Genomic DNA, 16,791 nt, shown 5'->3' on the forward strand with positions numbered 1-16,791 from the left:
GTTGCAGGGCTTTCTGTATGTTTCTGAAGTCAAGTATTTCTTCCAGCATAGCAACTTAATTCTGAAAAAAAAAAATCCAGGGCATTGTCCTTTTCCGGTTCATAGCTCGGCTCAACTCCTGCTATAACTTCCTTCGGCTTCCGGCTTCTGGTCCTGTTACAGCAGTTCTCTTAAGTGTTTCGGTTGTTAACGCTTTGTTATGCACCTGGTCAAATTCCTTTGCCATTCTAACATTCGGTCCTTCAGCTTGTCTGTGAGTCGTCCATCTTTACCCTTGTACTTCGGGAGATGGCTCGTTTCCCTGCCTACTATGACCTCGGCTGACTCCCTGTAAAAAAAAACAGGGCCTCCCAGGGTAAGTGTTATCGCTTTCCATCCATGTAGCCGCTGCATTTACGTTGTTACAATCTGTGTAGTATCGGGTTTTTGTTTCTTATGCAACATCACCCTTGTAACCCCGCCTTGTATACAGTTTCTGTTCGTCGGCCCGGATGTTTGCCGCCAGCTTCCTTCAGATTCCACTTTACAGTGGACACCCTTGCTATTGGCTAATGCTTCCTACTACAAAGCGCATTCGGGACTTGCACCCTAGAGATATAACACATGCCTGGCACACATATAGGAAGCCTGTCTCTGTTTGGAGACAGGCTTTTTCTTTCATCAACCCATACAATATTTTAATAAATTATATTTTTTATATATATTGCACCGGTAATTATCCCTATGCCAAGAGAAAACCAGTATCCTATGATCAAACTGCTGGCCGTTTGTAACGAGCGGCCGGCACTGGTTGCTTCTGAGGTATATCCCGCTAACTAAAAGAAGCTTATGCCATTAAAAAAAATAGCAGCTGCTATGCTTGCGCTTTTCACGATTGTTGCCGGTGCATGCAACAATGCCAAAGATAAAGTGACCGTTAACAGCTCTTTCTCCATGAAGATCGACAATGTATTATACCAGTCGAGCGCTACCTCCGCCTATTTAACAGATACCTTATTTGCCGGCAGGAAGACGCTGATAGTGGATGGGGTGACCAATAATTTCAAAAATCATATGGAATTGATGATCACCTTCCCGGATTCGGTACGCACCGGTACATTCAACAACATGATTGAAATGGCGATCATGGATATTGAACAGAAAACAACAGGGTATGTGGAAAAACAGGTTACCGTAAACATTACAAGCATTAATAGTAAATACGCCGAGGGTACATTTTCCGGCGTAGTAATAAATGGTGAAATAGAAAAACCTTTAACGGACGGCTCTTTTAAAGTCGAAATTATTGATCCTCTTTAAGGATGAGTTTGTTGTAACAAGACCCTGCTTCTATAAGCAGGGTTTTTTCGTTTATACATTATCGTTATGTTATGAAATATATTGTTCATGTTCAGGTAACAAGTGTTTGCTAACACAGAATTTTCATTTTGTTAACACGAAGTTTAAAACAACGGCCAAAAATGATATTATTTTAACCTCATTTACTCAATTTGATTGATTTTTCTGATAGGTTTAGGCCCTTCTTAACAATTACGTAATAATCAGTTAACATTCTGGTTGTTTTGGCTTTCTTCCTTTGCAGCGTAAAATTCTTACAACACAGTTTATGAAATCATTCTTTACGCTACTCGTTAGCATTTTTGTAATCGCATTTTATAACAACGCTGACGCACAGGTAACCACCGCTGTTATATCAGGTAAAGTTTCCGACCCAGGAGGACAGGCAATCCCCGGTGTAACCGTAGTTGTTGTTAACAACAGTACCGGCGCCAAAACGGGTGTACAAACCAACACGGATGGTCGTTACATCCTTCCTAACCTCAACCCCGGAGGTCCGTATACTATTACAGTTTCATTCATCGGATATAAAAAAGAAGAAAAAGCCGGCGTAAACCTGGCTTTGGGAACCAGCACTTTTAACTTCAAACTGCAGGAAGAATCAACTGCTTTAAATGAAGTAGTTGTTACTGCCAACGCAGGCGCCGGTAAATCAGGTACCAGGATCGGTCAGGAGCAGATCAAAAATATGCCTTCTACCAGCCGTAGCCTGCAGGATCTGACCAAGCTGACTCCTCAAAGCAACAACAACTCATTCTTAGGTACTAACTATCGTTACAACAACGTAACAGTAGATGGCGCTATCAACAACGACGCTATTGGCTTCAGCCCTTCATTAGGTGGCCAGAGCAATACCAGCGGTCAACCTGGTAGCAGTACCCGTACCAACCCTGTATCTATCGACGCGATCCAGGACGTTCAGGTGCTGTTAGCTCCATTCGATGTTAAGATCGGTAACTTCCTCGGAGGTAGCGTGAACGCTGTTACCCGCAGCGGTACCAACGAATTACATGGCTCTATCTACGGTTTTGGCCGTAACGCTGCTTTGATAGGTAAAAACAACGCCGGCGACGGTTCTAAATTGCCAAGCGATTTCCACGAATACCAGACTGGTATCAGGCTCGGTTTTCCTATCATCAAAAACAAATTGTTCTTCTTCACCAACGAAGAGATTACCCGCCGTGTAGACCCGGTTATCCTCGCTGCAGGATCTGCCGACAACAATATTTTAACCACCGCAGATGTTGATGCCATCACCAATGTTATGAAAGGTTATGGCGTGGATATAGGAACAGCAGGCAACACCTCTATCTATTCCAACTCCAACAAATTCTTCAACAGGTTAGACTGGCATATCAACGATAAGCACCAGTTGTCTTTACGTAACAACACAATCACTTCTGAAGCTACCAACTTAGAGCGCGACCAACAGAACTTCCGTTTTAAAGGTATCGACTTCAAACAAGTGAACAACCAGACCTCTACTGTTGCTGAACTGAAAAGCAATTTCAACAGCACACTGTCTAACAGCTTGATCCTCGGATACTCCAACATTCACGATTACAGGGATCCGCTGTCTAACCCTGCGATCCCCCAGATCCAGATCGGTGGCCGTACTCCGGGTTCTTTCATCTTCCTGGGTACCGACCGTGAAGCAAGTATCTTCAACATGAAGCAGAAAACTTTTGAAGTAACTGATAACGTTACCATCTTCAAAGGCAAACATACCTTCACTATCGGTACGCACAACGAGTTCTATAACATCACTTACGGTTTCGTAAACTCATGGAACGGACGCGTTGATTACAAAAACATCCAGGATTTCCTCGATAACAAACCTAGCCGCGTACGTGGTAACTATAACTATACCAACAACTCACGCGATTATATCATGTCTAATCCTCCTGCCCAGTTCAAAGTTAACCTGCTGAGCTTATACGGACAGGATGATATCCAACTGACAGATCGTTTCAAAATCACTCCGGGCATCCGTTTAGACTATGCCGGCATGCCTAACAAACAACCGTTGAGCGATAAAACAAGCAAAGCGCCGGTAGATCCTAACTATGGAACTACTTACACTTATACTAAACCTCAGGATATCAAAAACAACTTCCTGAATAACGTGCAGATCTCTCCCCGTTTAGGCTTTAACTACGATATCAAAGGTGATAACAGCATGATCCTGCGTGGCGGTACCGGCTTATTCACCGGCCGTATTCCTTTCGCCTGGTTAGGTTATGCTTATTACAACAACGGTGTTACTTATGGCGCGTACGACCAGAGAGACAACGCTTCAAAGCCGCTGATAAATACTCCGCTGCCTGCTGCTAAACCATCTCCTAACGGTATTGCTGATTATGCCGCTCAAAACGGTGCAAACGTTGGGGACGCAACCAGCGCAACGCAGGTAGACCTAATCGATAACAACTTCAAAATGCCGCAGGTTTGGAGAAGCAGCCTCGCATTCGAATATAATACCCGCGATCAGTGGAAATTCTCTATCGAAGGTATCTATACTAAAGTGATCCACGACCTGATGTTCCAACAGATTAACCTGGTAGATAATCCAACCTACTATGCTTATGATGTGAACAAACAACAGCCTATCTTCAGTGGTTCAAAGATCAACTCCAAATATACCAACGCTTACCTGTTGTCTAACACCAACAAAGGTTTCCGTTACAGCATCACCGGTCAAATCTCTAAATCCTTCCCATTTGGTCTTAACTTCATGACTGCCTATACTTATGGTCAGGCTAAAGATATCACCAATGGTATCCGTAACTCAATGGAATCTAACTGGCAGCTGAACCAGGCGCTGAACCCTAACAACCCGGGCCTGGCTTACTCTAACTTCGATATCCGTCACCGTATCGTTGCTTCAGTTGCTTACAAGCAAGACTGGGGTACCAAAAACAAATGGGTATCTAACTTCAGCCTGTTCTTCAACACTTCATCAGGTTCTCCGTTCACTTACGGTTTCGTAAACACTACCATCCAGGGAACTCCTCAACAGGTGAGCCTTGTTTATATTCCTAAAGATGTTGCTGAAGCTACCAATTTCTTCACCGACGCCGCTGGAGGCCAAACAGCCGCTCAACAGGCAACTACCTTCATGAACTATGTAAACAGCGACAAATACCTGAGCAGCCGCAAAGGCCAGTTCACTGAACGTAACGGCGGCCGTACTCCATGGAATACACAAGCTGACTTCCGTTTCAGCCAGGACTTTAATTTTAAGGCAGGTAAGCAAACACATACTATCACTCTTACCTACGATATCATTAACCTGACTAACCTGTTGAATAAAGAATGGGGTATTCAATACTTCACTCCTAATACGTTCAACTCAACTTCCAGCGTTGGTCTGACTCCAACAGGCAAAGTAGTGAACAACTACCCAACCTACACCTTTACTCAACCTGGAACTCCTTACTCTAAAGACTTCTTTGCATCACGTCATCAAATGCAACTGGGTCTGAGATATAGTTTCTAATCCGAACTATCTATAAAAAAGTTGGGCTGGTTCGTTTGAACCAGCCCAACTTTTTTTCTCTAAACTCAGAATGAGGCGTTCTTTAATAACTTAGAAAAAACAAAAAGGGCAGCTTGCGCCGCCCTTATCTTACTACTAATTCACCAAAATTATTTGATTGCCCAAACAGTACGAACTTCCGCTCTAACCTTGATGGTTTTAAAATCGATATCGCTATCCGCAACTGCACCATCTGCAGATTTGAACATAGCGTTTGCCATCAGCGGGCGAACATCAGAATAATTGTCGGTACCTATTTCCTGTATTTCTATAATACCATCCAGTTTATTACCGATTGCATTCAGCATATATTCAGCCTTTTCTTTCGCAGCCTGCAACGCTTTTACCTTTACTTCTTTCCTGTAAGCTTCCATCTTGCTGGAAGAGTAAGAAGCAATTCGCGCGCTTTCAACGCCTTCGGCATCCACAGCGCCTAAGATAGCATTGATCTTATCCAGCCTGTTAAGTTTCAGGCGATATTGTTTGCGGGCCATAAATTCCAACGGATCTTTTTTCTTACGGGTCCAATCGTAGTTACTGCCGTAAACATTTTCGATGGTGAAATTCTCTTTAGGTACGCCTGCCGCAGCAACAGCATCCTGCAGTTGTTTTTCCAGTACGCTGATCTCTACTTTATTTTTACCTTTTAAGTATTCGCGTAAAGAGATATTGAAATAGATCTCGTCTGGTGTGATCTCCAGTTCCGCCGATCCTGTAACTTCAATTTTCTTCTGGGTTTTAGTATCCTGTTGTTGTGCAAATGCACCTAATGTTAAAATCAACCCTGCAGCAAGTAACAATAACTTTTTCATGATTCTGAGTTTTTATAATGATTCGATAATTTTCCCACATGATGCAGTGGAAGGATGTGTTTCCACAGCATAATTTCTTAAAGTTATGTTAATGCATCAGCGAGTATCCATACGTAACGGATAGCTGTCGAATATGTTACAGGTATGTTTTTATTTACGGCTGTCAGACATCTGTTTCAGGAAATCATACAGGTCGTTCATGCTGCGGATGCGGTTTACAACCAGCATGAAATTCTTTCCGACCTGCTTCAGTTTCGCATTATTGGTGCGGGTCTGGATATAAGTAAGAATATGATTGAAGGTGGGAGATTCAAAATATGGAGAATCAGGGTTGTTGATGAAATAACAACGCAGGTTTTCTTCTTTTAACATCATTTTTTCGAAGCCCAGCTGGATAGCCATCCAACGGCAGCGAATAGCGGTGAACAGGTCTTTAACCGGCTCAGGAAGCGGGCCAAAACGGTCTATCATATCCCTGATGAAAGTTTGCAGTTTGCCTTCTTCAGTGATATTATCCAATTCCTGGTAGAGGTTCAGTCTTTCCTGTATGCTTTCTATATAAGTATCCGGTATCAGGATCTCGAGATCGGTATCAATAGTACAGTCGCTGACAAAATCTTTTTTCTCTTCCAGCTGATCTTTGAACAGGTCGCGGAACTCGTTTTGTTTCAGTTCCCTGATCGCTTCATCCAGGATCTTCTGGTACATATCGAAGCCTATTTCGGCCATGAAACCGCTTTGCTCGCCACCCAGCAGGTTACCGGCGCCGCGGATATCGAGGTCGCGCATGGCGATCTGGAAACCGCTACCCAACTCGCTGTGCTGCTCCAGGGTTTGCAAACGTTTACGGCTATCCTGCGGCAATGTACTCATAGGAGGAGCCAGTAAATAACAGAACGCTTTTTTATTGCTGCGGCCTACACGTCCCCTGAGCTGATGCAGATCGCTCAGCCCAAAATGATGTGCATTATTGATGATAATTGTGTTAGCATTTGGAATATCTACCCCGCTTTCAACAATATTTGTACAAACGAGGACATCATATTTCCTGTCAATAAAGTCGAGGATCACCTCTTCCAGCTGATGCCCTTCCATTTGCCCATGCGCGGTAGCAATAGCCAGGTCAGGACATAAACCCTGGATCAGTCCGGCCATTTCTGCCAGTCCTTTTACCCGGTTGTGGACGAAGTAAACCTGTCCGCCCCGCTCTGTTTCATAATAAATGGCATCCCGGATCAGGTCCTGGTTGAATACCTGCACTTCCGTTTCAATAGCCTGCCGGTTAGGAGGAGGGGTATTGATAACTGAAAGATCGCGGGCGCCCATCAGCGAGAACTGCAGCGTTCTTGGGATAGGCGTAGCCGTTAGCGTCAGCGTATCCACGTTATGTTTAAGTTGCTTGAGCTTTTCTTTTGCCGATACGCCGAATTTCTGCTCTTCATCCACTATCAGTACGCCAAGGTCTTTAAACTTCACATCTTTTCCCAGCAGGGCATGAGTACCGATAATGATATCTATCTTTCCTTCTTCTAATTTTTTCAGCGTTTCTTTCTTCTCTTTTGAAGATTTAAACCTGTTCAGGTAATCTACTGTACAAGGGAAATCCTTCAACCTGTCTGCAAACGTTTTGAAATGCTGGAAAGCCAGGATGGTGGTAGGCACCAGTACGGCGGCCTGTTTGCCATCGACTACCGATTTAAATGCAGCCCGGATGGCTACTTCAGTTTTACCGAAACCAACGTCGCCGCATACCAGGCGGTCCATAGGCGCGCCTGATTCCATATCCCTTTTCACATCGGCGGTTGCCTTGCTCTGATCAGGAGTATCTTCATACAGGAAAGATGCTTCCAGCTCTGTTTGCAGGTAAGTATCGGGCGAGTGGGCAAAGCCCTGTTGCGCTTTGCGGACAGCATACAACCTGATCAGGTCTTTTGCAATATCCTTTACCTGGGTTTTGGCCTTCTCTTTCAGCTTATCCCAGGCATCGCTGCCCAGTTTATTTACCCGTGGCTCTACGCCTTCCTTGCCTGTGTATTTGCTGATCTTGTGCAGGGAGTTGATATTTACATACAACAGGTCGTTATTCTTGTAAATGATCCTGATGGCTTCCTGCATTTTACCTCCTACTTCGATCTTCTGCAAACCGCTGTACATACCTACTCCATGGTCGATATGGGTTACATAATCGCCGGGTTGCAGTTCTCTCAGCGTTTTCATGGTGATCGCCTTATTCTTGTTATAGGCTTGTTTCACCTTGTATTTATGGAAACGCTGGAAGATCTGGTGGTCTGTGTAACAAACGATTTTAAGAGAATTTCCTATAAACCCGCCGCTGATGGCAACAGGTATGGGATAGAACACGAAGTCGGCTTTCAGGTCTTCAAAAATACTTCTGAGCCTTTCCAGCTGACGTGGGTTATCGGAAAATATGAATAGCGAGTATTTGTTCTTGTTATGCCTGTCGAGATCTTTGATCAGCATATCGAACTGCCTGTTAAATACCGGCTGTTCCTGCGTATCAAAGGCCAGCTCCGTAGGCTGGTGGCCGTGTTCAGCCAGCCAGTCTTTGCTGTTGAAAACAATGGTGGTACGTTCCAGCACCTGCTCCATCAGGGTGGATGCTTTCACGAAATCCTCCTCTTTAAGGATCATTTCTTCATCCTCATCGATCCTTACTTTCTGCCCTGATTGTAAAAAGTCGTCCAGCCTTTGCTCCAGCTGTTCGATCACTCCCTGTATGTATGCAGGGTCTTTCATCCATACAACTGTATTGGCAGGAAGGAATTCAAGCAATGATGTTTTAGAATGGGAACCGCTGCCATGGGTATCCATGTTGGCAATCAGGGTTACCTGTGTGAGCTTGCGCTCGCTTAGCTGGGTTTCAGGGTCAAATAGCCTGATAGAATCGATATCTTCTCCGAAGAGTTCTATCCTGTAGGGTTTATCGTTCCCAAAAGAATAGATATCCACTATTCCGCCTCTTACAGCATACTGGCCCGGTTCGTATACGAAATCGGTAGCATGGAAGCCCCATTCCACCAGCTTTTCCAGCAGGGGATCTACTTCCAGTACATCTCCCACCTTTAGCTGCACCATGTTGGCATTAAAGGCTTTGCTCCCGGACACTTTCTCCCATAAGGCTTCGGGATAGGTCACCAATACTTTTTTCCGGATGCCATCGCCCGAGAGTTTCATAAGCGCTTCGGTACGCAGCATGCTATGGCTACTGTTGATCTCATGGAACTGTCCGACTTTTTTGAAAGAATCCGGGAAGTAGAAAATATCCAGGGCCTGGCTGAGTTGCTCCAGGTCGTTATGAAAATAGGCTGCCTCCTCTTTATCGTTTAAAATAAAGAGATGGTTTGCATCAGCATTTGCCCAGGTGCTCACTGCCACGAAACTGATAGCGCTTCCGTTTAATGATGAAAGCTGGAAGTATTGAGGAGTGGGAGATTGAACTCCTTTCACCAGTGCTTGCAGGCGGTTATCCCGCTGAAATAATTGTAATACAGCCTCTAAATTCATGAAGAATGCAAAGGTACGAAGAATTAAATATTAAAGATGCCGGTTGGGTGTTTTTTGGGTTTCTTTAACCCGGGACCCAATCGCTCCATTTCCATATATTTTTGTTATATTCATCATAACGAAAATTTACCGCTCATGGTTGAAGGATGGCTCACTGGTATTGTAACAAAATTGGTGGATGCTACCCACAACACCCGCCGTTTCTGGATCCAAATACCTGACCTCGAAGCATTTCATTTCAAACCCGGCCAGTTTGTAACGCTGGACCTTCCCATTCACGAGAAAAAGAACAAGCGATGGCGCAGCTATTCCATTGCGTCGTGGCCTGATGGTACCAATACTTTTGAGCTGGTGATCGTTTTGCTGGAAGGAGGGGCGGGGAGTACTTACCTGTTTAACGAGATAAAAGTAGGAAGCGAGTTGCAGGTAAGAGGACCGCAGGGAGTTTTCGTATTGCCGGATTCGTTAGAACAGGAGCTTTTCCTGATCTGTACGGGCACCGGCATTGCGCCGTTCAGATCGATGGTTCACTATATTCATCAACACCAGGTAAAGCATGCGCCCATACACCTGATCTTCGGCTGCCGTTACCAGCAGGATCTGCTCTACGCAGATGAGCTGGGTCAACTGGCAGCCGAAATGCCCGGCTTTCATTACATCCCTACGCTATCGAGAGACCATGACTGGACCGGGCATAAAGGTTACGTACACCAGGTATATGAGCAGATGCTGGAACACAGGCCACCCGCCAACTTTTACCTATGCGGCTGGAAAGCTATGATAGATGAAGCCAAGCAGCGGATCATGGCACTGGGCTATGATCGTCATGCAATTCACCAGGAATTATACGGATAATTAAAAACGGTAGCCGATACTCCATTCAGGCACCGGGATGCGGGACGATAATTTGGAGCCGAATTCAGAAGAAATAAAGCCAGACAGGCCGGCACGCATGCTAATGCGGTTGCGCATATTGAGGCGGTAGTTCACTCCCCACCAGCCAAGCCAGGTGTAGGTAGTGGTTACATCATCGTACCAGAGCGAATCGCCCGTCAGGTAAGTCATTCCACCTCCTACTTCCACAAAATGTTTTTTCTTTCCAATTACATAATTTAAGCCGAAAGGAATAGAAAGGATAGTAGGGCGATATTCCGTTCTCTGCTTGCTGCCATTGATAGTACGATATTCGACATATTGCGGAATCACTCCGAGGCCCGCCCTGGCGCCAATCCCATTTTCCTTGCCTGTAAAACGGATATCATAATTCACACCTGCAAAGGCTGTTGGCCCCCAGATGCTGAAGTAAACCTGTTGAAAATAACTGGGGGTAGGTTGATCCGTGGAATTGTCAGTGTTCACTTGCGCCGAAACAGAACAGGCATAAACCAAAAGAGCTATGACAGTTGTAATGGTTGATTTCATATAATATAGATTGTTCAACAGTTAAACGGCCATAGCCCTCTTATGTTACTTAGAGAATAATACTAGATAATTTTGCTTAATACCAATGCTTTCACGGCGGACATTGGAATACGCTCCTGCTCCATAGAGTCGCGGTGGCGGATGGTTACAGTACCATCTTCCTTGGTCTGGTGATCGATAGTTACGCAGAAAGGAGTACCAATGGCATCCTGGCGGCGATATCTTCTACCTATAGCATCCTTTTCTTCATAGAAACAGTGGAAAGCTTGTTTGCATTCATCCATCAGCTCCCTGGCCAATTCGGGCAAACCATCTCTTTTAGTAAGCGGGAAGATAGCCAGTTTGATAGGCGCCAGCTTGGCCGGGAAGCGCATCACTACGCGGCTGTCTTGTTTTTCAGGCGTACTGAGATCCTGTTCTTCGTATGCATTGCAAACAGTGAGCAGGAACATACGATCCAGTCCTATAGAGGTTTCTATCACATACGGTACATAGTTCTGGTTGATCTCTGTATCGAAGTACTGTAGCTTCTTACGGCTGTATTTCTCGTGTTGTTTAAGATCGAAATCGGTGCGGGAGTGGATACCTTCCACCTCTTTAAAGCCAAAGGGGAATTCGTATTCAATATCTACCGCTGCATCCGCATAGTGCGCCAGTTTTACGTGATCCTTAAACTGGTATTTGGCAGGATCAGTACCCAGGCTCAGGTGCCATTGCATGCGCTCTTCTTTCCATTTCTCATACCACTCTTTCTGTGAGCCGGGGCGGATAAAGAACTGCATCTCCATCTGCTCGAATTCACGCATCCTGAAGATGAACTGACGGGCAACGATCTCATTCCTGAATGCTTTACCTATCTGCGCAATACCGAAAGGTATTTTCATCCGACCGGTCTTTTGCACATTCAGGAAGTTTACGAAGATACCCTGTGCAGTTTCAGGACGCAGGTAAATTTCGTTCGCCTCTTCGGTTACGCTACCCAACTGGGTAGAGAACATCAGGTTGAAGTTGCGTATATCTGTCCAGTTAGCAGTACCGCTTACAGCACATTTGATATTATTGGTTTCAATCAGCGTCTTTAATCCGGCCAGGTCGTTTTCTTTCAGCAACTGTTCCATCTGGTCGAGCAGGGCTTTGGATTTTTCAGGATCCAGGGTTTCTGCATATCCTTCGATGAGGTGATCAACCCTGTAACGTTTGTTACTGTCTTTGTTGTCGATCATCGGATCGCTGAAGCTATCTACGTGTCCGGAAGCTTTCCAGGTAGTTGGGTGCATGAAAATGGCAGCATCGATCCCAACGATGTTTTCGTGGAGCTGGGTCATGCTCTTCCACCAATAATCCTTGATATTTTTCTTCAGTTCAGCGCCGTACTGACCATAGTCGTAAACTGCGCTAAGTCCATCATATATTTCACTTGATGGAAAAACGAAACCATATTCTTTACAATGCGATATGATCGCCTGGAATTTATTCTGATCTGTAGACATAGTGGCGCAAATATAAATGGCATTTTTTAAAATACGTATGCCATTATAATATTATGTATATTTAATTGTTTATCCTTCTTCTACCTTTTCGGGGTCATGTGGTACTTCTATTTGTTTTATCCACACCGCATACTCGGTCGGATAGATCTGGGCTCCTGAATACTGAACATATACCCGGGTAAATACAGCCCCAAAATAAAGAATTGCGGCGGAATAATATACCCATAACAGAATGATCACAATAGAGCCTGCCGCTCCATAGGTAGAGGTAACTTTGCTTGCGCCCAGGTAATAGCCGATAGCAAATTTACCGAACATAAAGAGAACAGCCGTAGCAATAGCGCCTACCCGCACGTCTTTCCAACGGATACGTGCGTCGGGCAGTACTTTGAAAATAATTGCAAAAAGCGATGCAATAACAATGAACGGCACCACGAAATCTGCCAGCGAAAATAAGATGCTTGAAGTGAGCTTTCCCGGCAGCAGCTGTATGATCAGGGAAGAAAATAACTCTACCAGCCCGTTGATGGCCAGTGAAACCAGCAATATAAAACCAAGACTGATGACCAGTGAAAAGGAGAGTAGCCTGTTCAGCAACATTCTCACCAACCCGTTCTTTTTGGGTTTAGATTTCAGTCGCCAGATGTAGTTGATAGAATCCTGGATCTCTGCGAACACCCCAGTGGCGCCGATTATCAGGGTAACAAAGCCCACGATGGTAGCCCAGCTCATATCGCCGGAGAGGGAGGCGTTCCTGATCATGGCCTGAATCTGCAATGCAGCTTCGCTGCCCACCAGGCCTTGTATCTGCCCGTAAATATTGCCTTCTACCGCATCTTTTCCCAGGAACAGGTCGCAGAGGAAGATAATAATGATCAGCATCGGCGCTACAGAAAAGATAGTATAGTAAGCCAGTGCAGCGCTCAACTTCAACACCTTGTCATCAATAAATTCGCTGCCCGACTGTTTCAAAACAGCCCACAGGGTTTTGAGCTTTCTGGTTATTTGCATTTGCACAGGGTTTTATATGGAAAGATAAAAGGGTTATCTATTTCAGTTTGGGATTGTTATGGTGACGGGAAGCATCCCGGATATTCTTCTTCTCAAAATTCTTTTCCAGGGCAACCGTCATATCTATCCCCGTCTGGTTGGCGATGCAGAGCAGCACCCACATGACGTCTGCCAGTTCATCGGCAAGGAGCTTCTTGTTATCGCTTTCTTTAGACGACTGGTCGCCGTACTTGCGGGCCATGATGCGGGCCACTTCACCTACTTCTTCTGTAAGAATGGCCATGTTTGTTAACTCGCTGAAATAGCGAACCCCGGTAGTATTGATCCAGGCATCGATCTTTTCCTGTGCTTCCTGAATGGTCATGATGTAGTGTTTTTTTAAAGTTAATCTTTATTCCCGGTTATGCGAATCAATCAGGATGGTTACAGGGCCATCGTTGACCAACGCTACTTTCATATCGGCGCCGAAGATGCCGCGCTGGATAGTTGTACCCAAATCCTGTTCCAGTTGCAGGATCATTTTTTCGTACATGGGTACGGCTATCTCTGGTTTGCTTGCCCGGAGGTAGGAAGGGCGGTTCCCTTTTTTGGTAGAGGCAAACAGGGTGAACTGGCTAACCAGCAACAGATCGCCATTGGCGTCTTTCAGGGAAACATTCATGACGCCGGCATCATCATTAAATATGCGCAGGTTCACGATCTTGGCGCTTAGCCAGGCAATATCTTCCATGGTATCCGAATCTTCTATTCCCAGCAATACCAATAATCCCTGCTGGATCTGACCTGTAACCACTCCATCCACTGTTACGGAGGCTTCGCTGACGCGCTGAATAACTGCTCTCATAATTTCTGGTTTAAAACATCCCGGGAAGCCTGGCAAACAGCCTTATTTCCCCATTTCCACATATTTAAAGTAAATTTGTGATTCACAAAAATAGAAAAATGAATATCGATTTAACCCCTGAAATCACATTCCGTACCGCACGCAGCGGCGGCAGCGGCGGACAAAATGTGAATAAGGTGGAAACCATGGTAGAGGGTTACTGGAATTTCCAGGCTTCTGCCTTGTTAACCCAGGAACAAAAAATGCAGCTCCAGGAGAAGCTGGCCAACAGGATTACAGCAGAAGGACTTTTACAGGTAAGATCGCAGGAGGCGAGAACACAGTTAGGCAATAAACACCTGGTGATCGCCAAAATGAACGACCTGGTAAATAAAGCGCTGATACCTAAAAAGAAAAGAGTGCCAACAAGGCCATCTAAGGCTGCTAAGGAAAAGAGGCTGAGTTCTAAAAAAAAGCTGTCCGAAAAGAAACAACTCCGCCGGGGCGGATTCGAATAGCATGCAACCGCCTTAATTTGTAATTTGCGTCAAAATTTCAGGAATTGAGCATCAAGAAACTGGCTGGACAAACGGTATATTATGGTTTGAGTAATATAATGAGTAAGTTGCTCAATTATTTCCTCACACCTCTTTACCTGGGGGTATTATCAGGAGCGACCTACGGAGAGTATTCCAATGTTTATGCTTTCATTCCCTTTGCCAACATAGTTTTAACTTATGGGATGGAAACCGCTTTCTTCCGCTTTGCGAAGAAAGGCAGGGAGAGTATTGTATTAAGTACATCTACCATTTCTCTCTTTGTATCTACGATCCTCATTTCATCAGTGCTGCTCCTGCTAACCAACCCGATCATCAATTCGGGCGAGGGGCAGATGGCTGGCCTGGCCGGGCATCCTACCTGGTTCATGTATATTGTAATGATCATGGCATTCGACGCGCTTACCGCCATCCCGTTTGCACAGCTAAGGCTGGAGAACAGGCCTATCAGGTACGCGATTATTCGTATAGTCAATATTGTTACTAACGTTTTTTCCAACGTCTTTTTCCTGGTCATTTGCCCCAAACTTTACAGCAATGGATGGCATTGGCTGCCGGATGTACTGGGAAGCAAATCGCTGACCGGTTATATTTACCTCAGCAACGTGATAAGCGCCGGTGTAACGCTGCTCCTGTTCCTGCCGCAGATACGCAGGATCAAATGGGAATTTGACCCAAAATTGTGGAAAGAGATGCTGCACTATGCCTTGCCGCTTATTATAGTGGGGATGGCAGGCATGGTGAATGAAACATTCGACAGGGCGTGGTTCCTTCCTGAATTCCTCCCCATTTCAGATGTAACGGCAAAAAAGGAAGTGATAGGGATCTATAGCGCCAATTACAAGCTGGCTATCCTGATCACGATGTTCATCCAGGGTTTCCGGTTAGGAGCAGAACCCTTTTTCTTCAAACAGGCCGAAAGCGGCGATCCCCGTAAGCTCTACGCCCGTGTCATGAAGCTGTTCGTTATGCTGCTCTGCGTAATGTTCCTGTTTGTGGCGTTGTACCTGAATATCTGGAAGATCTTCCTAAGGAAACCTTTTTACTACGAAGGTTTGCGCATTGTACCAATATTGCTGCTGGCAAACATGTTCCTGGGTATTTATTATAATCTTACTATCTGGTTTAAACTGACAGACAGGACCAGGACAGGGGCGGTTATTACAGTTATTACCGCATTCCTGGCATTTTTGCTGAATTACCTGCTAATTCCGGTACTTGGATATTATGGAGCAGCCCTTACTACAATGATCTGCTACCTGATACAAATGCTGATCTGCTACTTCCTTGGGCAGAAGTATTACCCAATTCCTTATCATATTCCCAAACTGGTAACTTATATAGGCCTGGCCGTTATTACCTATTATGTATATAACTGGCTCAATGTCGGGGTGCTTTCGCCGGCCGACAGGTACGCAGCTACTCCTTTATCCCTGGCGGTGGCGACGCTGTTCTTCGGGGTTTACTGCCTGTTTATATTCTGGATGGAGCGTAAGGAGTTTGCCCGTTTGCCGGTTATAGGCAAATATTTTGCTCCCCGCGCTACGAAGTAAAAATAAAGGGATGAATATTACATTATCTATTAATTCAATATTCATCCCTTTGATTTTAATATCAATCAACCAAAAAAGGATTGGTTCTTTTCTCAAAACCTATAGAAGTATTAGGCCCATGCCCCGGGAATACCCTTGTTTCATCGGGTAAAACGAACAGTTGTTCCCTGATGCTGTTCAGCAATTGTTGGTGATTTCCTCCCGGCAGGTCTGTTCTGCCAATGCTCTGGTAGAACAACACGTCCCCGCCTATGACAAACTGCTGGTCTTTGCAATAGAAAGAGATACTGCCCGGCGAGTGGCCCGGGGTAAACAATACCGTTAGTACCTGGTCGCCAAACCTGATCTCGTCGCCCTCCTTCAGATAAGATTTAGGCATGGGACTGGGGTCGAAAGGCAAATTGAACATCACGCCCGATTCCTGGCTCTTATCCAGTACCCATTGTTCTTTTTCGTGTATCTCTGGCCGTACGTTATACGTTTCGGAGACCAGTTTGTTTCCAAAAATGTGATCAAAATGGCAGTGTGTATTCAATAATCTTATAACATTTAACCCCTGCGTTTGTATATATTGTAATAATTCTTTTCTTTCGTCCTGAAAATAACATCCTGGATCTATAATTATACATTCCTTTTTTCCGTTAATAAGCAGGAAGGTGTTTTCTTGAAGGGGACCAAAAGTGAATTGTTTTATTTCAATCATTGTTACCCGATTTTTTTAG

General features: G+C 45.0%; 12 protein-coding genes and 1 pseudogene. 5 read left to right on the forward strand and 8 right to left on the reverse strand.

Translation table 11 applies throughout. The features are described from left to right. Positions 1–828: 828 nt before the first annotated feature. Both BLV62_RS20685 and BLV62_RS20690 read left to right on the forward strand, forming a co-directional pair. Positions 829–1,299, forward strand: coding sequence for a hypothetical protein (locus BLV62_RS20685; protein WP_089763874.1), 471 nt, complete (start codon positions 829–831; stop codon positions 1,297–1,299). 307 nt (positions 1,300–1,606) lie between these two features. Continuing rightward, positions 1,607–4,837 carry a TonB-dependent receptor gene (locus BLV62_RS20690; RefSeq protein WP_089763876.1) on the forward strand — a complete coding sequence of 1,077 codons (3,231 nt, stop codon included), beginning with the start codon at positions 1,607–1,609 and terminating at the stop codon, positions 4,835–4,837. 149 nt (positions 4,838–4,986) lie between these two features. On the opposite strand, the gene BLV62_RS20695 is transcribed toward BLV62_RS20690, so the two are convergent. After that, positions 4,987–5,688 carry an SIMPL domain-containing protein gene (locus tag BLV62_RS20695; RefSeq protein ID WP_089763878.1) on the reverse strand — a complete coding sequence of 234 codons (702 nt, stop codon included), beginning with the start codon at positions 5,686–5,688 and terminating at the stop codon, positions 4,987–4,989. A gap of 150 nt (positions 5,689–5,838) precedes the next feature. Beyond that, positions 5,839–9,213: a transcription-repair coupling factor gene (gene mfd, locus BLV62_RS20700; protein WP_089763881.1), complete on the reverse strand. Its 3,375-nt coding sequence runs from the start codon at positions 9,211–9,213 to the stop codon at positions 5,839–5,841. A gap of 135 nt (positions 9,214–9,348) precedes the next feature. On the opposite strand from mfd, the gene BLV62_RS20705 reads away from it, so the two are divergent. Next, entirely contained in the window at positions 9,349–10,068 is a 720-nt protein-coding gene (locus BLV62_RS20705) for a ferredoxin--NADP reductase (protein ID WP_089763883.1), read from the forward strand. On the opposite strand, the gene BLV62_RS20710 is transcribed toward BLV62_RS20705, so the two are convergent. The 5 genes from BLV62_RS20710 to dtd form a co-directional block, all read right to left on the reverse strand. Further along, on the reverse strand, positions 10,069–10,635 hold the full coding sequence (locus tag BLV62_RS20710; RefSeq protein WP_089763885.1) for an outer membrane beta-barrel protein: 567 nt from the start codon (positions 10,633–10,635) through the stop codon (positions 10,069–10,071). 62 nt (positions 10,636–10,697) lie between these two features. Beyond that, positions 10,698–12,125: a glycine--tRNA ligase gene (locus BLV62_RS20715; RefSeq protein ID WP_089763887.1), complete on the reverse strand. Its 1,428-nt coding sequence runs from the start codon at positions 12,123–12,125 to the stop codon at positions 10,698–10,700. A gap of 69 nt (positions 12,126–12,194) precedes the next feature. Beyond that, positions 12,195–13,136 (reverse strand): YihY/virulence factor BrkB family protein, encoded by a 942-nt coding sequence (locus tag BLV62_RS20720; RefSeq protein WP_089763889.1) that lies wholly within the window; start codon positions 13,134–13,136, stop codon positions 12,195–12,197. A gap of 37 nt (positions 13,137–13,173) precedes the next feature. Then, entirely contained in the window at positions 13,174–13,500 is a 327-nt protein-coding gene (locus BLV62_RS20725; protein WP_089763891.1) for a nucleotide pyrophosphohydrolase, read from the reverse strand. 27 nt (positions 13,501–13,527) lie between these two features. Beyond that, entirely contained in the window at positions 13,528–13,980 is a 453-nt protein-coding gene (gene dtd / locus BLV62_RS20730) for a D-aminoacyl-tRNA deacylase (RefSeq protein ID WP_089763893.1), read from the reverse strand. 98 nt (positions 13,981–14,078) lie between these two features. Between dtd and arfB the strand changes: the two are divergent. Then, positions 14,079–14,477, forward strand: a pseudogene (arfB, locus tag BLV62_RS20735) (alternative ribosome rescue aminoacyl-tRNA hydrolase ArfB); the annotation flags it as partial. Positions 14,478–14,521: 44 nt separating this feature from the next. Continuing rightward, positions 14,522–16,069, forward strand: a complete 1,548-nt coding sequence (locus BLV62_RS20740) for a lipopolysaccharide biosynthesis protein (RefSeq protein ID WP_089763897.1) — start codon at positions 14,522–14,524, stop codon at positions 16,067–16,069. A 61-nt stretch (positions 16,070–16,130) separates the two neighbouring features. On the opposite strand, the gene BLV62_RS20745 is transcribed toward BLV62_RS20740, so the two are convergent. Beyond that, a complete protein-coding gene (locus BLV62_RS20745; RefSeq protein WP_089763899.1) occupies positions 16,131–16,772 on the reverse strand; it encodes an MBL fold metallo-hydrolase in 642 nt (213 codons plus the stop codon). Positions 16,773–16,791: the final 19 nt, after the last annotated feature.

Source organism: Chitinophaga terrae (ex Kim and Jung 2007) (assembly GCF_900107795.1).
GTDB classification, from domain to species: Bacteria; Bacteroidota; Bacteroidia; order Chitinophagales; family Chitinophagaceae; genus Chitinophaga; species Chitinophaga terrae.

What these genes read in the sequence shown, in the direction of transcription:
- mfd (WP_089763881.1), bottom strand. Translation starts at nt 9,213, where the DNA reads ATGAATTTAGAGGCTGTATTACAATTATTTCAGCGGGATAACCGCCTG.
- BLV62_RS20695 (WP_089763878.1), bottom strand. Translation starts at nt 5,688, where the DNA reads ATGAAAAAGTTATTGTTACTTGCTGCAGGGTTGATTTTAACATTAGGT.
- BLV62_RS20725 (WP_089763891.1), bottom strand. Translation starts at nt 13,500, where the DNA reads ATGACCATTCAGGAAGCACAGGAAAAGATCGATGCCTGGATCAATACT.
- BLV62_RS20715 (WP_089763887.1), bottom strand. Translation starts at nt 12,125, where the DNA reads ATGTCTACAGATCAGAATAAATTCCAGGCGATCATATCGCATTGTAAA.
- BLV62_RS20705 (WP_089763883.1), top strand. Translation starts at nt 9,349, where the DNA reads ATGGTTGAAGGATGGCTCACTGGTATTGTAACAAAATTGGTGGATGCT.
- dtd (WP_089763893.1), bottom strand. Translation starts at nt 13,980, where the DNA reads ATGAGAGCAGTTATTCAGCGCGTCAGCGAAGCCTCCGTAACAGTGGAT.
- BLV62_RS20720 (WP_089763889.1), bottom strand. Translation starts at nt 13,136, where the DNA reads ATGCAAATAACCAGAAAGCTCAAAACCCTGTGGGCTGTTTTGAAACAG.
- BLV62_RS20710 (WP_089763885.1), bottom strand. Translation starts at nt 10,635, where the DNA reads ATGAAATCAACCATTACAACTGTCATAGCTCTTTTGGTTTATGCCTGT.
- BLV62_RS20685 (WP_089763874.1), top strand. Translation starts at nt 829, where the DNA reads ATGCCATTAAAAAAAATAGCAGCTGCTATGCTTGCGCTTTTCACGATT.
- BLV62_RS20690 (WP_089763876.1), top strand. Translation starts at nt 1,607, where the DNA reads ATGAAATCATTCTTTACGCTACTCGTTAGCATTTTTGTAATCGCATTT.
- BLV62_RS20745 (WP_089763899.1), bottom strand. Translation starts at nt 16,772, where the DNA reads ATGATTGAAATAAAACAATTCACTTTTGGTCCCCTTCAAGAAAACACC.